Origin of the sequence: Fretibacterium sp. OH1220_COT-178, assembly GCF_003860125.1 — a bacterium.
In the GTDB taxonomy this organism is placed as follows: Bacteria; Synergistota; Synergistia; order Synergistales; family Aminobacteriaceae; genus CAJPSE01.
In genome coordinates this window covers 66,135-80,969 of sequence record NZ_RQYL01000025.1, presented here as the reverse complement: position 1 = coordinate 80,969, position 14,835 = coordinate 66,135, and the positions used below count along the sequence as shown (strand labels likewise).

At 65.0% G+C, this 14,835-nt stretch carries 17 protein-coding genes, 1 tRNA gene and 1 pseudogene; 5 read left to right on the top strand and 14 right to left on the bottom strand.

The window, feature by feature from the left end; all coding sequences use genetic code 11:
• The 6 genes and pseudogenes from EII26_RS10440 to EII26_RS10415 all read right to left on the bottom strand — a co-directional run.
• A pseudogene (locus tag EII26_RS10440) lies at window positions 1-214 on the bottom strand (ABC transporter substrate-binding protein); the annotation flags it as partial.
• Window positions 215-332: 118 nt separating this feature from the next.
• Complete coding sequence (locus tag EII26_RS10435) at window positions 333-1,916, bottom strand: AbgT family transporter (protein ID WP_124889101.1); 1,584 nt, start codon at window positions 1,914-1,916, stop codon at window positions 333-335.
• A 159-nt stretch (window positions 1,917-2,075) separates the two neighbouring features.
• The gene (locus tag EII26_RS10430; protein ID WP_233572705.1) at window positions 2,076-3,272 is read right to left on the bottom strand and encodes a M20 metallopeptidase family protein; all 1,197 of its coding nucleotides are present in this window, start codon (window positions 3,270-3,272) and stop codon (window positions 2,076-2,078) included.
• A 145-nt stretch (window positions 3,273-3,417) separates the two neighbouring features.
• Complete coding sequence (locus EII26_RS10425; RefSeq protein ID WP_124889105.1) at window positions 3,418-3,867, bottom strand: GatB/YqeY domain-containing protein; 450 nt, start codon at window positions 3,865-3,867, stop codon at window positions 3,418-3,420.
• An 86-nt stretch (window positions 3,868-3,953) separates the two neighbouring features.
• A complete protein-coding gene (gene rpsU, locus EII26_RS10420; RefSeq protein ID WP_124889099.1) occupies window positions 3,954-4,145 on the bottom strand; it encodes a 30S ribosomal protein S21 in 192 nt (63 codons plus the stop codon).
• Window positions 4,146-4,173: 28 nt separating this feature from the next.
• Window positions 4,174-4,512: a histidine triad nucleotide-binding protein gene (locus tag EII26_RS10415; RefSeq protein ID WP_124889098.1), complete on the bottom strand. Its 339-nt coding sequence runs from the start codon at window positions 4,510-4,512 to the stop codon at window positions 4,174-4,176.
• A 160-nt stretch (window positions 4,513-4,672) separates the two neighbouring features.
• On the opposite strand from EII26_RS10415, the gene EII26_RS10410 reads away from it, so the two are divergent.
• Complete coding sequence (locus EII26_RS10410; RefSeq protein ID WP_124889097.1) at window positions 4,673-5,254, top strand: hypothetical protein; 582 nt, start codon at window positions 4,673-4,675, stop codon at window positions 5,252-5,254.
• 20 nt (window positions 5,255-5,274) lie between these two features.
• On the opposite strand, the gene EII26_RS10405 is transcribed toward EII26_RS10410, so the two are convergent.
• The 4 genes from EII26_RS10405 to rsmG are packed head-to-tail and all read right to left on the bottom strand — an operon-like array spanning window position 5,275 to window position 7,905.
• Entirely contained in the window at window positions 5,275-5,550 is a 276-nt protein-coding gene (locus EII26_RS10405) for a hypothetical protein (RefSeq protein ID WP_124889096.1), read from the bottom strand.
• Window positions 5,550-6,452, bottom strand: a complete 903-nt coding sequence (locus tag EII26_RS10400; protein ID WP_124889095.1) for a ParB/RepB/Spo0J family partition protein — start codon at window positions 6,450-6,452, stop codon at window positions 5,550-5,552. Before EII26_RS10400 ends, EII26_RS10405 begins: the two co-directional genes overlap by 1 nt.
• Complete coding sequence (locus EII26_RS10395) at window positions 6,431-7,201, bottom strand: ParA family protein (protein ID WP_274703311.1); 771 nt, start codon at window positions 7,199-7,201, stop codon at window positions 6,431-6,433. Before EII26_RS10395 ends, EII26_RS10400 begins: the two co-directional genes overlap by 22 nt.
• Entirely contained in the window at window positions 7,201-7,905 is a 705-nt protein-coding gene (rsmG, locus tag EII26_RS10390) for a 16S rRNA (guanine(527)-N(7))-methyltransferase RsmG (protein WP_158612274.1), read from the bottom strand. Before rsmG ends, EII26_RS10395 begins: the two co-directional genes overlap by 1 nt.
• Before the next feature lie 138 nt (window positions 7,906-8,043).
• Between rsmG and EII26_RS10385 the strand changes: the two genes are divergently transcribed.
• Window positions 8,044-8,793 (top strand): Rossmann-like domain-containing protein, encoded by a 750-nt coding sequence (locus tag EII26_RS10385; protein WP_124889092.1) that lies wholly within the window; start codon window positions 8,044-8,046, stop codon window positions 8,791-8,793.
• 41 nt (window positions 8,794-8,834) lie between these two features.
• Window positions 8,835-8,910, top strand: a tRNA-Asn gene (locus tag EII26_RS10380).
• Window positions 8,911-9,084: 174 nt separating this feature from the next.
• Here EII26_RS10380 and EII26_RS10375 read toward each other — a convergent pair.
• The gene (locus EII26_RS10375; RefSeq protein WP_124889091.1) at window positions 9,085-10,278 is read right to left on the bottom strand and encodes a Fic family protein; all 1,194 of its coding nucleotides are present in this window, start codon (window positions 10,276-10,278) and stop codon (window positions 9,085-9,087) included.
• 339 nt (window positions 10,279-10,617) lie between these two features.
• On the opposite strand from EII26_RS10375, the gene ortA reads away from it, so the two are divergent.
• Both ortA and ortB read left to right on the top strand, forming a co-directional pair.
• Complete coding sequence (gene ortA, locus EII26_RS10370) at window positions 10,618-10,926, top strand: 2-amino-4-oxopentanoate thiolase subunit OrtA (RefSeq protein WP_124889090.1); 309 nt, start codon at window positions 10,618-10,620, stop codon at window positions 10,924-10,926.
• On the top strand, window positions 10,923-12,353 hold the full coding sequence (ortB, locus tag EII26_RS10365) for a 2-amino-4-oxopentanoate thiolase subunit OrtB (protein WP_124889089.1): 1,431 nt from the start codon (window positions 10,923-10,925) through the stop codon (window positions 12,351-12,353). Before ortA ends, ortB begins: the two co-directional genes overlap by 4 nt.
• 48 nt (window positions 12,354-12,401) lie before the next feature.
• On the opposite strand, the gene EII26_RS10360 is transcribed toward ortB, so the two are convergent.
• The 3 genes from EII26_RS10360 to EII26_RS10350 all read right to left on the bottom strand — a co-directional run bounded on the left by EII26_RS10360 (window position 12,402) and on the right by EII26_RS10350 (window position 14,823).
• The gene (locus EII26_RS10360) at window positions 12,402-13,025 is read right to left on the bottom strand and encodes a hypothetical protein (RefSeq protein WP_124889088.1); all 624 of its coding nucleotides are present in this window, start codon (window positions 13,023-13,025) and stop codon (window positions 12,402-12,404) included.
• Window positions 13,026-13,153: 128 nt separating this feature from the next.
• Complete coding sequence (locus EII26_RS10355; RefSeq protein ID WP_124889087.1) at window positions 13,154-14,059, bottom strand: MBL fold metallo-hydrolase; 906 nt, start codon at window positions 14,057-14,059, stop codon at window positions 13,154-13,156.
• Window positions 14,056-14,823, bottom strand: a complete 768-nt coding sequence (locus EII26_RS10350) for a L,D-transpeptidase (RefSeq protein WP_158612273.1) — start codon at window positions 14,821-14,823, stop codon at window positions 14,056-14,058. Before EII26_RS10350 ends, EII26_RS10355 begins: the two co-directional genes overlap by 4 nt.
• Window positions 14,824-14,835: the final 12 nt, after the last annotated feature.

Sequence of the window (14,835 nt, the reverse complement as noted above, 5' to 3'; positions counted from 1 at the left end):
ACTTGTTGTCCACCACCACGAGCTCCACCTTCCTGCCCAGGACCTCCGGGATCTCCTTGTGCGCCAGCTGCGTGCCCTCGAGCTCCAGCTGGCCGCCGAAGGCGTTCTGGCCGGTCAGGCAGTTGTAGACGCCGATCCTGATCACGTCGTCCGCGGCGAACGCCGCACCCGCAAGCGCAAAAACAAGCAGCAGAACCAACGATACCTTACGCATTCTCCAGATCACTCCTTTTCGTCTCCGGTCCAAGAATTGAAACGCCCCCACACGCACTTCACCGTCGGGACCCCTTAAATTATACCCCGTCCGTCCGCCCCGAAAAAAACACCTCGCCTCAGATGGAGACCGGAGTCCCGGGCCCCAGAGGCAGCCCAAGCAGGTACCACGCGACCAGCAGGGCCGTGAACCCCAGCACGTAGAAGATCGTGTAGGGCATGGCCATCGAGATGACCGTGCCGATCCCGACCTCCGGGTCGCTGTCCTTCCTGTACTGTTCCAGCAGTCCGATGATGACGGGCAGGTAGTAGGAGAGCGGAGTGATGATGTTGGTCGTGGAGTCGCCGATTCGGTAGGCCACCTGGGTCAGGGCCGGGGAGAAGCCCACCTGGGCGAACATGGGGACGAAGATCGGGGCCAGGATCAGCCACTTGGCCGACCCGCTCATCATGAACAGGTTCAGGAAGGTCACCAGCAGGATGAACAGCAGCAGGAGCGGCACGCCGCCCAGGTTCATGCTCTTCAGCCAGTCCGCGCCGCTCACCGACAGGACGGTGTCGAAGCGGCTCATCCGGAAGAGGGCCACGAAGAAGGAGGCGGGCAGGACCACCACCATGAAGCCGGTGCTGCCGACGATCCCCTTCTGCATCAGCTTGGGGATGTCCTCCCCCTTGCGGATCACGCCGGCCCCCAGGCCGTACGCGACGCCGACGAAGAAGAACAGGAAGAAGAGCAGCGGCATGACGCTGCTGAGCAGGGGCGACTTGGGAAGCAGGGACCCGTCGGGCGCGCGGAACAGGGAGCCCTGGGGATACGTCAGCCAGACGATCAGGGCGACGTAGGCTACGAGCGCCAGCAGGGCGCAGAACAGTCCGCGGTTCTCCGCGGGCGTCACCGCGTGCTTCTTCAGCTCCTCCGCGTCGTGCCCGGCCTCGTCGTCCCCAAGCAGCCTGACGGTGTACCGTTCCGTCACGAAGACCGTGAGGAAGGTCAGCACGAAGGTGGCCGCGATCATGAAATACCAGTTGATCAGGGGATGGACCGGGACGTTCGCCGGGAGGTTCGGGACCCCCTCGATGGCGGACCTGGTGATGCCCGCGAGCAGCGCGTCGGTCCCCGCGACCATGAGGTTGGCGGTGAACCCGCCCGATGCCGCCGCGTAGCCCGCGGCGATGCCCACCCACGGGTTCCGGCCCAGCGCCTTGAACACGGCCGCCGCGATGACGGGCGTGAAGATGATGCCCGCGTCCGAGGCCAGGTTCGCGTTGATGCCCACGAGCGCGATAACCGCCGTCACCAGGGCGCGGGGCGCGCCCAGAATGGTCTTGCGCATCAGTGCGGAGATCATTCCCGTCTGCTCCACGAGCCCGATGCCCAGCATCATCGTCAGGATCAGGCCCAGCGGCGCGAAGTTCATGTAGGTCTTGACGAAGTCCGCGAGAAACTGCCGCATGGACTCGTAGGACAGGAGGTTCACGACCGCGACGGTGGTCTCCTTGGGGGCCTCGCCCGCCTTGGCCACCAGGTAGGTCACGGACGTCCCCTTCTGGGCGAACCAAGCCGAGAGCCCCATCACCAGTAGCGACAGCAGGACGAAAAGCCAGAAGGGGTGCGGGAACTTGTTGCCGACGATCTCGACGCCGCGGATGAACTTCTCGAACCCGCTGCGCTTGGGTACCGCTTTCGTTACGGACTCACTCATGTTCGTACCTCCGTTCTCGAACGCTTTCGAAGATGGAAAGGAAGGCCGGGGAGCCGGCACGACGCCGAAAGGCTCCCGGCCGCGCAGCTATGCCGTGCAGGGGAAGACGCCACCTCCCGTCGGGGTATTTTGTTCCGGACCCGGGCCGCCTGGCCGGCCTCAGCCCCTCAGGAAGTCCGCGGCGCAGGAGGCCAGGAACCGGACGCCGTAGGGGAAGCATCCCTCGTCGGGGGCAAAACGCGTGTTGTGCAGGACCGCCATCTCCTCGCGCGGCATCCCGACGGGTCGGCAGCCCAGCCAGGCCATCAGGCCGGGGCGTTCCCGGGCGAAGAAGGAGAAATCCTCTCCGCCCAGGTCGGGCTTCTCCAGCTCCACCAGGCACGCCTCGCCCAGCGAGCCCCGGATGGAAGCGGCGGCTAGGCGGAAGAGCTCGGGATCGTTGACCGTGGGAGGGTACCCCTTGACGTACCGAACCGTGCAGTCCCCCCCGAGCGCCCGGGCGATTCCCGACGCGGTGCGTTCGATGAGGCCGGGCAGCGCGTCCTGGGTTCCGGGGTCCAGGGTCCGGACCGTCCCCTCCAGCTCCACGCGGTCGGCGATCACGTTGTAGCGGTATCCGCCCCGAATGGTCCCGATCGTCACCACCGCCGCATCCAGAGGGGCGACGGTGCGGGAGACGATGCTCTGCAGCCCCGAGACGACCTGGGCGGCGATCATGATGGCGTCGACCCCCTGGTGGGGCGCCGAGCCGTGCGCCGTGCGCCCCTCGACGGTCAGGTAGATGCGGTCGGAGGCCCCCATCTGAGGCCCGGACTTGACCGCGATCCGCCCCGTCTCGTAGCCCGGCCATACGTGCAGGGCGAAGAGCGCGTCGACACGGGGGTTCTCCAGGACTCCGTCCGCGATCATGCCCGGGGCGCCCCCCGTGGGGTTGAGCTCCTCCGCGGGCTGAAAGATGAACTTGACGTTCCCCCCAAGCTCGTCCTTCAGCTCGGAGAGGACGCAGGCCGCGCCCAAAAGCATCGCCGTGTGCGTGTCGTGCCCGCAGGCGTGCATCACGCCGTCCACCTGCGACGCGTAGGGCAGCCCCGTCTCCTCCCGCATCGGCAGGGCGTCCATGTCCGCCCTCAGGGCCACGGTCCGGCCCCCTCCTCTGCCGCCCCTCAGCAACCCGACGACGCCGTGTCCCCCCACCCGGGGCCGCACCTCGAGCCCCAGGCCGGACAGGACCTCGGCCACCAGGGCCGCGGTCCGCTCCTCGTGCTGGCTCAGCTCCGGGGCCCGATGGATGGTCCGGCGCCATTCCACCACCTTTTCCGCGTATCGGCGCGCCGCCGACTCGATCCTGTCGTACACCCGAACAACGCCCTCCCTTCCTCGGCGCAAGCTCTTTCCTAGAAACTTTGCGCTATTTCAATAGCTTACCATAACGGATACAAAGAACATAAAAAAAAGAGCGCGGACCGCGCCGCACTCTTTACAAGCTCAAAAAAACGAGGGCTCAGCCGAGAAAGGCCTCGGCCCGCTCCTTGACCCTCTTTCCGTCAGCACGCCCGGCCACGCGGGGCATCAGCACGCGCATCAGCCTGCCCATGTCTCGGACCGAAGCGGCCCCGGCCTCCTTCGCCGCCTCGGCGATCAGGGCGTCGAGCTCCGCGTCTCCGAGCTGGGCCGGCAGATACGCCTCGAGGATGGCCGCCTCCGCAAGCTCCTCCTCCGCGCGCTCCCCCGCCCCAGCGGCCCGGAACTGCTCCGCGGCCTCCCTGCGCTGCTTGACCAGACGCCGCACCAAGGCCTGGGCCTCATCATCGGTCAGCTCCGCCCCCCGCCCCTTGTCGGCCTGAGCCCTCTGGAACTCGGCCTTGAGCATCCGAAGGACCGAGAGGCGCCGCTCCGCCCTCTCCTTCATGGCCGCCACCAGATCCGCCGCGATCCGCTCCGTCAAATTCATGCTCAAAACCCGCCCTCCCTCAGACACGAACCCTCCAATGGGTCCGCGAGGACAACAAAAGGGGGCCCGAAGCCCCCTTGGACAAACTAGCCTCTGCCTCGACTGCTCCTGCGCTTACGAGCCGCCTCAGCTCTCTTCAGTTTTTTGGCGTCGCTGGGTTTCTCGTAGTGCTCCCTCTTCCGCGCCTCGCGCAACGTGCCCACCTTGGCGACCTCGCGCTTGAAACGCCGCAGAGCATCCTCCAAGCTTTCTCCGTCCTTACGGGTGACCGTCGTCATCTGTGATCCCTCCCTTCCGCTTTTTCAGCTAGCCCGGAGGCCAACCGAAATGACGCCCCGACAGCAGATGAAGGTGAAGGTGAGGCACCGTCTGACCGCCCTGATCCCCCGTATTGACGACCATACGATAGCCGTCCTTGTCGAGAGCCATCTGGCGAGCCACTTCGACGGCCCGACCGACCACCTTGCTCCAAACGGAGGGATCCGTCACCTCTGCGGAAGAAGCGATGTGCTGCGTCGGGATCACCAGAAAATGCGTGGGACCCTGAGGATTGATGTCGCGTATCACGAAGACGTCGTCGTCCCTGTAGACGAACTCCACGGGAATCTCTCCGTTCGCAATTTTACAAAAAATGCAATCACTCATATCCCCACCCCTTTTCCGGAGCCTTAATTTTATAACAAAGTTTCCCAGGAGACAATAGAAGGCCCAAATCCGCAGGCTGCGATATTCTCACCACGCACGGAGTGCGTCATTGAACGGGCCAGGCCAACCTGAGTTCCGCACCCGACGGGCGAAAAAATTCATGAAACCTGCCTTTGCCCTCCCGTTCAAGGTTTTGTCTGCGGATGCGGGGCGTTTCAGCATCGCCGGCCGCCTCCGCGCTGCTCCACGGGGGCTCGAACGGCTCCTCTTGTACTATAATGATCGGGCGGAGTCGATCGAACAGGACAGTCCGGGAAAGGGGAACGACATGGTCATTCTTTTGCTCGTCTTGAGCCTGGCGATCTTTCTGATCGGGCTCGCTCAATGGGCCCGCAGCGGCGCGGCCCTCTGGTCCGTCCTCCGCGCCCGGAAGAGCGAGGCCCCCGAAGACGGCCCGGAACAGGCGCGGCAGAATACGGAGCTCCGCAGGATGGAGAGGATGACGGACAGGCTCCTGCTCTCCAGCTTCAAGGTCATCGGCGTCCTGGCCGTGGCGATGTGGCTCTTTCTGGGGCTCACCGTGCTCCTGGATCTCATGGGCATCAACTGGGCCGACCGCATCTCGCTGACGGCGCGCCGCTTCTGGGGATCGCCCGTATACAACCACGCCCCCGCCCGTCCGAACACGCCTTCCGGCCGCAACGACATTCTCCGCTCCCTGGGGGACAAGCTGCGAAAGTGAGCGCCGGACTCGCGCCCCCTTCAGTTCTCATGCCCGCCCCCGCCCTCCCTTTCGTCCCGCTCCCGCCGCGTCAGCCGGGTGAGGAAGAGCCAGCCCTGCCACAGGCCAAAGAGCACGGCCCCAGGGGGAGTGAGGGAGACCAGCCAGTTGGGGTATCCCTTTCCCTCCAGCCACCGTGCGAGGTAAACCCCCGCAAAGGCGTATCCGGCGACGACCAGTCCTCCCGAGATCACACGGCCGAACAGGGCGACGTCCCTCAGATTTTCCCGGAGGCGCGGCCTTCGGGGGCCCCCCATCACTCCGTCCCCTCCTCGGAATCCGGGTAAAGGCGTTTCAGGCACTCCTCGAGGGCCTGAAGCAGCCGTTCGTCGTCGACGTCGCGGAGCTCCTCCAGAACGATGCGGGCGGCGCCGTCCCTGCGGCCGACGCGGATCTTCACCCCCATTTTTTTGTAGGCCCGGAGGGGCCGGGGGAGCCGAACCGCGCGAAATCTTCCCCTGGGAACCGCCTTGAGCTCCGGGTCGACGGCGCCGGACTGCACGTCCCGGACCGCGGCCTCGAGCTGGCGCACGGTCATCCCCCCGCCGGCGGCGCGCCGGGCCAGCTCGGTCATCGCCTCCTCGGAGTCGAGCCCCAGAAGGGCACGGGCGTGCCCCTCGCTCAGGCTTCCGTCGGCCAGCATCCCCCTCAGCTCATCGGGCAGGTTCAAGAGGCGCAGGCGGTTCGCGACCAGAGCGCGGCTCCACCCCAGGTGGGCGGCGCAGTCCTCCTGGGTCAGCCCGTTCTTGCGGATCAGCGCCTGGAGCGCCGAGGCGATCTCGATGGGGGTCAGGTCCTTTCTCTGGACGTTCTCGATCAGGGAGATCTCCCTGAGGGCCTCCTCGGAGGCGTTCAGGACCCTCGCGGGAACATCCGTCAGCCCCGCGAGGGCGGCTGCCCGCCATCGGCGCTCCCCCGCGACGATCCGATAGCCGCCCCCGGCCTCCGCGCGGAGCAGAAGGGGCTGCAACACGCCATGCGCCCGGATGGACGCCGCCAGCGAGTCCAGGCCCTCCCTGTCCATCTCCCGTCTGGGCTGGTCCGGGTCCGGTCGGATCTCGCCAACCCCGATGCTGTAAATCTTCTCCAGGGGGGCGCTCCCCTCCGTCACCCCCAGCAACGCGGAGAGCCCCTTCCCTAGGGCTTTTCGCTCAGCCACCGCCGGATCACCTCCCTGGCCAGGGACTCGTAGGCCTGAGCCCCCGTGCTGTTCTCCTCGTAATAGGCGATGGGAGCGCCGTAGCTCGGGGCCTCCGAGAGCTTGACGTTCCGCGGCACCACGGTGTCGAACACGACCGCCCCGAACTGGCGCCGCACCTCCTCCACCACCTCATTGGCCAGCCGCGTGCGGGAATCGTAGAGGGTGAGCAGGATCCCGGAGACCGCAAGCGACGGGTTCAGCGTGTCTCGGACCAGATCCACCGTGCGCACGAGCTGCCCGACCCCCTCCAGCGCGTAGTACTCGCACTGGATCGGGACCAGCAGCCGGTCGCAGGCCGTCAGGGCGTTGAGGGTCAGGATCCCCAGCGAGGGAGGACAGTCCACGAGCACGACGTCGAACCCCTCGAGCCGTTCCAACTGGCGCTTGAGCTTGGACTCCCGGCTGATGGCGCTCGCCAGCTCGATCTCCGCGCCCGCCAGGTCCAGCGACGACGGAAGCAGGGAGACGCCCTTCCACGCCGTGGTCAGGATCGCCTCGCGTATGGGGATATCGCCCAGGAGAACGTTGTAGAGGCTCTTGTTCAGGCCCGAGGCGTTGACCCCCAGCCCGCTGGTGCAGTTGGCCTGAGGATCCATGTCCACGGCCAGGACCGAGTAGTTGCGCCTGCCCAGCTCGGCCGCCAAATTGATGCAGGTGGTGGTCTTCCCCACCCCACCCTTCTGATTGGACACGACGATCGTCGGCATCAAAGCCACCAGCCTTTCATGGAGGCCGTCCCCGCACGGCGCGGATACTCCCTCGGGCAGGGGGCGACCTTCTCCCAGATGACGAAACAGAGGCTGCTGTCCTCCGGCCCGTAGGGGCGAATGACGGGCTCCCCGAGCCCGAGCCGCCGCCATCGTCCGCGGACCTCCTCGAGCTCCTCCCCGACCCTAGGGCCCTTGAAGGTCAGGAGCCGGCCGCCCACCGCGACGAGGGGCGACAGGTACTCCGCCGCAACCCCCGCCCGTGCAACGGCCCGGGCCGCCGCGAGGGAAAACGTCTCGCGCCGCTTCAGCGCGGCGTCCTCGCTGCGCCCGCAGAGCAGCTCCACGTTCCGAAGCCCCAGGGACCTCACGATCTCCCCGACGGCCCGGCACTTCTTGGCCACGCTGTCCAGGAGGACGACCCTCAGGTCCGGACGGCAGATCGCCCAGACCACGCCCGGCAGGCCGCCGCCGCTCCCGACGTCGACCACCGCACCCGACGGAGGCAACAGGGGAACGGACGCGAGGCAATCCCGCACGTGAAGGGCGTAGAGCTCCTCCGTCCCGCGCGTGCCGGTCAGCCGGGCCGAGATGCAGCCCGAGAGCAGCTCCGCGTAGCGGAACAGGGGGTCTCGCCACCGCCGCTCCAGGGCCTCGACGTCCGCCGCGCCTCCCCTTTCCGCGTCCTCCCGCATCTCTCCCATCCGCCCGCCTCCTCGTTTCGCTTCCGTCCTTATTTTAACATCAACCGTGCCGCCGCGAGGGAGCGCACATCGGCGTAAAGGGACGAAAGGGTGATAAGATAGCGAGAACATCGGGATCGCCAGAGGGGAGGGAGTGCATTGGGCTTTTTCGAGGGGGTGGCGGCCGCGGTGACGAAGGCCCGAGATTCGGCCGTGACGCGCCTGGTCCTGGGGTGGCACGCCAGTTGCGTCCTGGCCGAGGACGGACGGTGGGGCATCGGATTCGTCCCCGACTCCATGAAGGAGGCCCATACCGCCCGTCCGGCCCACACGGGCGAGATCGTCGGGGCCGGGCTGGCGCGTCTGGCAGGGCTCCTCGTCTCCCCGTTCCCTCAGGAGTTCGCCGCGGCGACGGCGGCCTGTGCGGCCCTCTTTCCCTTCACCGGCGGCGGTTTTTCCCTGGACCTCGCCATGACCTGTGCCCGGGGCGACCGCGTCGCCGTCCTGGGTTACGACCGGGACCTGCTCCCCTTCATGCGCGACTGGGGCTGGCGCGTGGCCGTCTTCGACGACCGGGGCAGGGGGCCGGATTGCTTTCCTCAGGAGGATTTTCCACGCGGGGCGGAGGAGGCCGAGTGGGTCTGGCTGACGCCGGAGGCCCTGAGGGACCGCTGGCTGCTCTCCATCACCGACACGCTCGGCCGAAAGAAGGGCTGTTTCCTTCAGGGGCCCGGCCTGCCCGCCCTGACGGAGCTCTTCGCGCCCCTGGGCGTGACGCACCTGGTCGTCCCGACCCAATCGGGAGGGGCGGAGGAGGCCGAGACGCACATCGCGGCCGGGGGCAGCCCCTGGCACTGCGACAGGCTGATCTGGAGGGTCCACCCGGTCGGGCGGCTCCGGACGTATTGACATTTCGGGACGGCGAGTGTATAGTATCCCCCGTCGAATATTCCACGATAGCTCAATCGGCAGAGCGGGTGGCTGTTAACCACTAGGTTCCAGGTTCGAGTCCTGGTCGTGGAGCCAGTTGAAATTATCACTAGAACGCCATAGATGCACAAAGCCCCTGAGGAATCAGGGGCTTTTGCTTTTTTGAGTCCTTATGATAATCATAGGAATAATCATAGGAGTTCATAATCAGGCCAGAGTGAACCCGTATAACATGTCGAAAACGGAAAAACGGCCGCTTCATAGGCACCTTTATCGAGGGTCGTTACAGAGCGGCAGGAAGGCCCTCATTCGGTCTTTAGCGGCAATATACCCTGGCACCTTTCGGATGAGTTGACGTTTCTCCAGGTCATTCAGGTCACGCATCAATGCTCTAGGCGTCTTATCCTGATAAAGTTTCAGCAATCCGTCACTCAATCTGCGTTTGAGCTCATTGTACAAAACGGGTTCCTTGAATGCGGATATTTCCAAGAGAAGATCTCGTCGCCGTCTCAAGGCCGGCGTCAATTTTCCTCCAAAAACCGTTTTATGGACGTAGTTCTCCCACGTCACGTTGAGCTGCTCTTGCAGGATGCTCCTTATCTGCTCGTCCAAAGCGTCAACAAACCCCTGAAGTGCATACAGCACAAAAGCTATTGGATCCCCTTCTTTGCTTTGTGCCGTTCTCGACGTCGCTTCGAGAGTATCATAATAGAGAGAACGAGTCTTGTTGTAGTAAGACGTCAAGAGATGGGCCGCATTCAAAGGAATCCCGGCGTTCATGAGTAGCCTGAACTCAAGCAATCGAGCACCACGTCCATTTCCATCCCCGAAAGGATGAATCCAAGCGACATAGAGATGGGCCATAATCGCTTTCAAAATTCCCTCTACCAATGGGTGTTCCTCTTTCAGCCCCCAATCTTCATCCAGCCACTGGAAAAGCTTCCTCACCAGATATTCGCAATCCTCTGCCGGGGCTCCTCGATAACGATTCACAACAACGGCATGTGCACGCACCTCCCCAGCGACAACACCATCCTTCAGGTTTTGTCCTTTCAGTATGACGGCATTGTCCTCCTGGAAGGCTTCAAAATTTACGCCACACCCCCTTCCTCCTTTGATGGCATAAAGAACGGCATTATAGGCATCCAACATGTTCTGCACTTCTTGTCGCTGATAATCTTGCGACTTCGGAATCCCTGTATGCGTCCCCTTCGATATTTCTGCCACATCGTCTTCGGAAAGAGTATTGCCCTCGATTGCTGTGGTAGCATGCACGCCTTTTTCCAGAGAAACACGATTCAATTCTTCTTGCTTTTCAGGACGCAAAGGAATTCCAGCCAAGTGCTTGCACTTGGACTCGGCAGCCCCCAAGAGCAACCAAAGCGTAAAAGGGGCATTCTTCAGATCCAACCCAAAACGAATCCAAGGGTGACTTGTCAGGTAAGATCGATTTTTATCTGGCATATTACACCCCTCCTAAATGTAGATTACACATGTGTTTTATTCATGCATTCTATGAGAAAGTGTCACTTTTGTAAACGGTTTATTTACCTGCTAAATTGTCCAGTCTGCGATGAAGAGCCCGATTGTCAAGAGTCCAAAAGCAAAAAATCTCATGTTCCGTGCCGTTTTGGCCAGGAGAGCCGCCAGCCCGATTTTGCCATTTTCGACTGCCTGAGTTCCCGGGTGAGCCGGGGGCTTTTGCCTTTTTGAACGCACCGTCAGCGCACCGATCTCGCGTGCCCGCCTTTACTTTATAATGAACTCACGGCTTCAATCATCATCCACAGGGAGGCGAAGTCAATGCCTGGAGCGAAGAAAGGCGATTGGGTTCAGATCTGCAGCGTCGTCCTTCCGGCAGGACAGAGGGCATCTCAGGTGCCCGAGGACACGCGCGCGTGCGACCTGCTCATGTGGGTCAAGGGGTTCATCCGGGAGGACGCGGAAATGGGCGCCGAGGCGGAGGTCCTCACCGTGACGGGACGCAGGGAAAGGGGCACCCTCTGTGCCGTCAATCCCGGCTACGTGCACTCCTACGGCAGTTTCGTTCCCGAGCTCCTCCGGGTGCAGATGCAGCTCCGCGAACTGCTGGCCGGGGAGGAACGATCATGACGACGAGGGATCGTGACCTGTCCTACGAGGGGCTCAACGCGCGCAGGAACGAGATCATGCAGGCGGCGCTCCGGATCGATTACGGCGCCTTCGAGCTCGAGGGCATCGGTTTCGATTACGAACGGCTGATGCGCGAGGTCGGCTACTCCATGGAGGAGATGCGCCGCATCCAGTCCGAGACCGGGGTCGGCAACACGCCGCTTCTGGAGCTCCGGAACCTCACCCGGCTCGCCCGAAAATATGCGCCCCCCGGCAAGGGCGCGCGCATCTTCGTGAAGGACGAGGCCTGCAACGCCTCCGGGAGCTTCAAGGCCCGGCGGGCGTCGATCGCCGTCCATCAAGCGAAGAACCTGGGGTACAAGGGCGTCATTGCGGCGACCAGCGGCAACTACGGCGCGGCGGTGGCCTCCCAGGCCGCCATGCGCAGGCTCAACTGCATCGTCGTCCAGGAATGCTACGACAGCCGAAAGGTCGGCCAGCCGGAGATCCTGGAGAAGCAGCGCGTCTGCGAGGCCTACGGGGCCGAGGTCGTGCAGCTCACGGTGGGACCGGAGCTCTTCACGACCTTCCTGCGCCTCCTGGAGGAGACCGGGTACTTCAACGCCTCGCTCTACACCCCCTTCGGCATCGCGGGGGTCGAGACCCTGGGCTACGAGCTGGTCGAGCAGTGCCGCGCCCTGACCGGTCGGGACCCCGACGCGGTGGTCTGCACCACGGCGGGGGGCGGCAACCTCACGGGCACGGCGCGGGGGGTCCTCAAGGCGGGGGCAAAGAGCCGCATCGTCGGGGCCTGCATCGACCTCAGCGGCCTGCACATGGCCTCCGACAGGGACTTCAACAGAAAGTCCTTCACGACGGGGCACACGGGCTTCAGCATCCCCTTCGCCACCTGGCCGGACCGCTCGGACTGCCCCAGAAACGCGGCCCGGACCCTGCGCTATATGGACGACCTCGTGACCGTCCGGCAGGGCGAGACCTTCTACATCACGGAGGCCCTTTCGTCAATCGAGGGATATGAAAGGGGCCCCGCCGGCAACACGTCGCTGACCGCCGCGTTCGCGCTGGCCCGGGAGATGGACCGGGACCAGGTCGTCGTGGTCCAGGAGACGGAGTACACGGGAGCCGGAAAACACCCCTCGGCCCAGCTCACCTTCGCCCGGGAGAACGGCATCGCCATCCTCTTCGGCGACCCGGAGGACGAGCGGCCCGGGACGAACATCGTCCTGCCCCGCGACCCCGGACTGATCCGGACGCGGCACCACGACATGGACGCCCTGAGACGCTCCTACATCAAGAACTGCGTCAGGAACTACGCGATGGAGCGGGCATCGGAGCAGGACGTCGCCTACATGGCGGACGAGGTCAAGAGCGGACGGGATTTCGTGATCGGAGAACTGGCACGGAACGGGTGCCGGGCCGGGGGATAGAGCCGCCGGCCCGGACACGGGCGGGCGGCCTCCGCCCTCCCGTGCTCGTCAGGCGCGCCTTCGGAGGATCAGCGACAGGACCGGGAGCAGCCCTGCCCACGCCCAGCCGGCACTGCAGCCGCCTCCGCCCTGAGCGGATTCCGCGGAGCCCGCCGCGAGAAACTCCGGCTCCGGCTTCGGCCCGGCGGGAGGTGCGTAGCCGTGCATGTCCGAGAGTCTGAGCCCGCCCTCCGGCAAGTCCGCCGCAGCCTCTCCGAGCCCCTCGAAGGTGCCGTGCACGGCCAGGACCGCCGCCTCGGGAAGGTCATCGGCCAGGACCTTCCCGGTCAGCTCCAGGCCGACGGGGCGGCCGGGCAGGAGCCGGACCTCCGTCGTCCCCCTGACGAACCCCGAGAGGGCCAGGTCCAAAGATCGGGGACGCTCATCCCCAAACATAGCCGTAACCCGGACTTCGGAGGCCCCCATCACGTCCAGACTGCCCACCGAGACACTCCAGCGCCCCGGATCGGCCGGGACGATCTCCGCCCCCGCCCACCGGCCCAATGGGGCCAGGACAAGAAAAAACGCCAATATCGCGCACAAAAAGTCTCTTCGGGAAAAAATTTCCCTCACCTCCAGACCGTAATCGCCAAAGCGGCGCTCGCCCCCCTCGTTCCATTCCGACTCGTTCAAGCAGATGCCCGGCCCTGAGCGACCAGCACAGTTCGCCTCGTTCTCCGGTTGTCCGCTCAACCGCTGCGGCCCGCAAAAGCCGCCTGGTGAAACCTCCAAGCGATTCGTCCTGCCGACGACGAAACCAATCACTCCGCCAGCCAGCCCAGAAAACCCCGCACGCTGTTCTCGACGAACAGGCGCTCACGCTCCATGAGATCCCCCGGCAGGGCTGCGCGAAGCAACGGGTCGCGCGCCATGAGGGACGCGGCAATAACCGAGACGGATTGGTCCCGCATGGCGCCGATGTGCCCCAGCCATTCGGAGATCTGCCCCCTGGCGAGCTCCACCCGCCTCCGAGGATCGCCGCAGGCGCCCCAGTGGGCGTAGCAGAGCAGTTCGTCCCCGTCTATCGTCTTCAGCAGGCGATCGAGGGAGTCCAAAGCCGAGTCCGCGTCGAAGCGTGGCGGCGTGGTGGGACGCAGCCAGGGGGCGTCCCCCTCCGCCGGCAGGGTCAGGCCCGCGGCCTCTCCGACGAAGAACAGGCGCCGGCCCCCGCACGAGACCCGAAAGGCCAGATGGTGCGGGGCGTGCCCGGGGGTGGGAAGGACCTCGACGAGCCCCCTCCCGTCCTCCGCGGTCAGGACGGACGCCTCGACCGGCAGGGGCGCCCCATAGGCGTGCGCCACGTCCCCCAGGGTCGCGACCGAGGCCGACCAGAGTTTCGAGGGGTCCGTCAGGTGCCTGAAGGCCTTGGGGTGCGCCAGCACCCGGGCCTCGGGATAGCGGGCACACAACTGGCCCAACCCCCCGGAATGGTCCAGGTGGATGTGGGTCAGCAGGACGAGATCCACCCCGTCCGTAACGTCCTCCAGGCCGCGGACCAGAAGCGGGACCGTGGAGGCGGGACCGGGGTCGACCACGATGCGGCGACCGGCGGAATCCCTGAAGAACCATGCGGAGATGAACTTCCGGAAGCCGGGCAGGGACTGGGGAAGGTCGATCAGGCGGAGGCCGTCGGGAAGACGAGGGACGCCCCAGAGGTCCCCGGTCATTCCTCGATCACGACCTTCATGTTGCGGTAGGCGTACTGCCGGAGCTCCCGAACCTCCTCGTTGCTCATGCGGATGCAGCCCTCGGTCGCCATGGTTCCGCGCGAGTCGGGATCGTGCGTTCCGTGAATGCCGATTCCCTTCCACCCCGTGTCGAGGCGGATGAACCAGGGCCCGTAGGCCCCCGCAATCATCCCGTTTCCGTCTCCGAAGTCGTGCCTCCAGCTCTGGGAGTTCTCGATGGACCGGACGCGGAACTGCCCCACCGGCGTGCGGTTGTCCCCAACCCGACGCTTGTTCCCGGGGTTGCGCCCAACCGCGACCCGGTAGGTCTTGACCAGATCCCTTCCCCTGTACAGGGAGAGCGTGTAGTTCCCCTTGCTGATCTTCACCCAATAGCTGCGGTCCCCCCCGGGCCGGTCGGGACCCAGAAGGACGTTTTCGGAAGGAAATGCCGGTTCGGCGACCTCCTCGGGCATCGGGACCGGGCCCGCCACGGCCGTATCCCCGGAGAGCGGAAGCTCCGGAGACTCCGAAACGGGATCCGGGGCGAGGACGGCGACGGGCTCGTCCACCGTCTCGGATGGAGGTTCCGGAGTGCGGCCGCTCAAAAGAAGGTTCAGGCCCCAGGCGATTCCAAGCACCATCGGCAGCACGACCAGGGTGGCCCTCAGAATGGGATGCAGACGGCGCCGCAGCACCCAGCGCCCGCGCCCCTTCTCCACCCACACCGGGGTCAGGGTAAAAAGTTCCCTCAAAAACTTCAAGAAAGCCTCCAT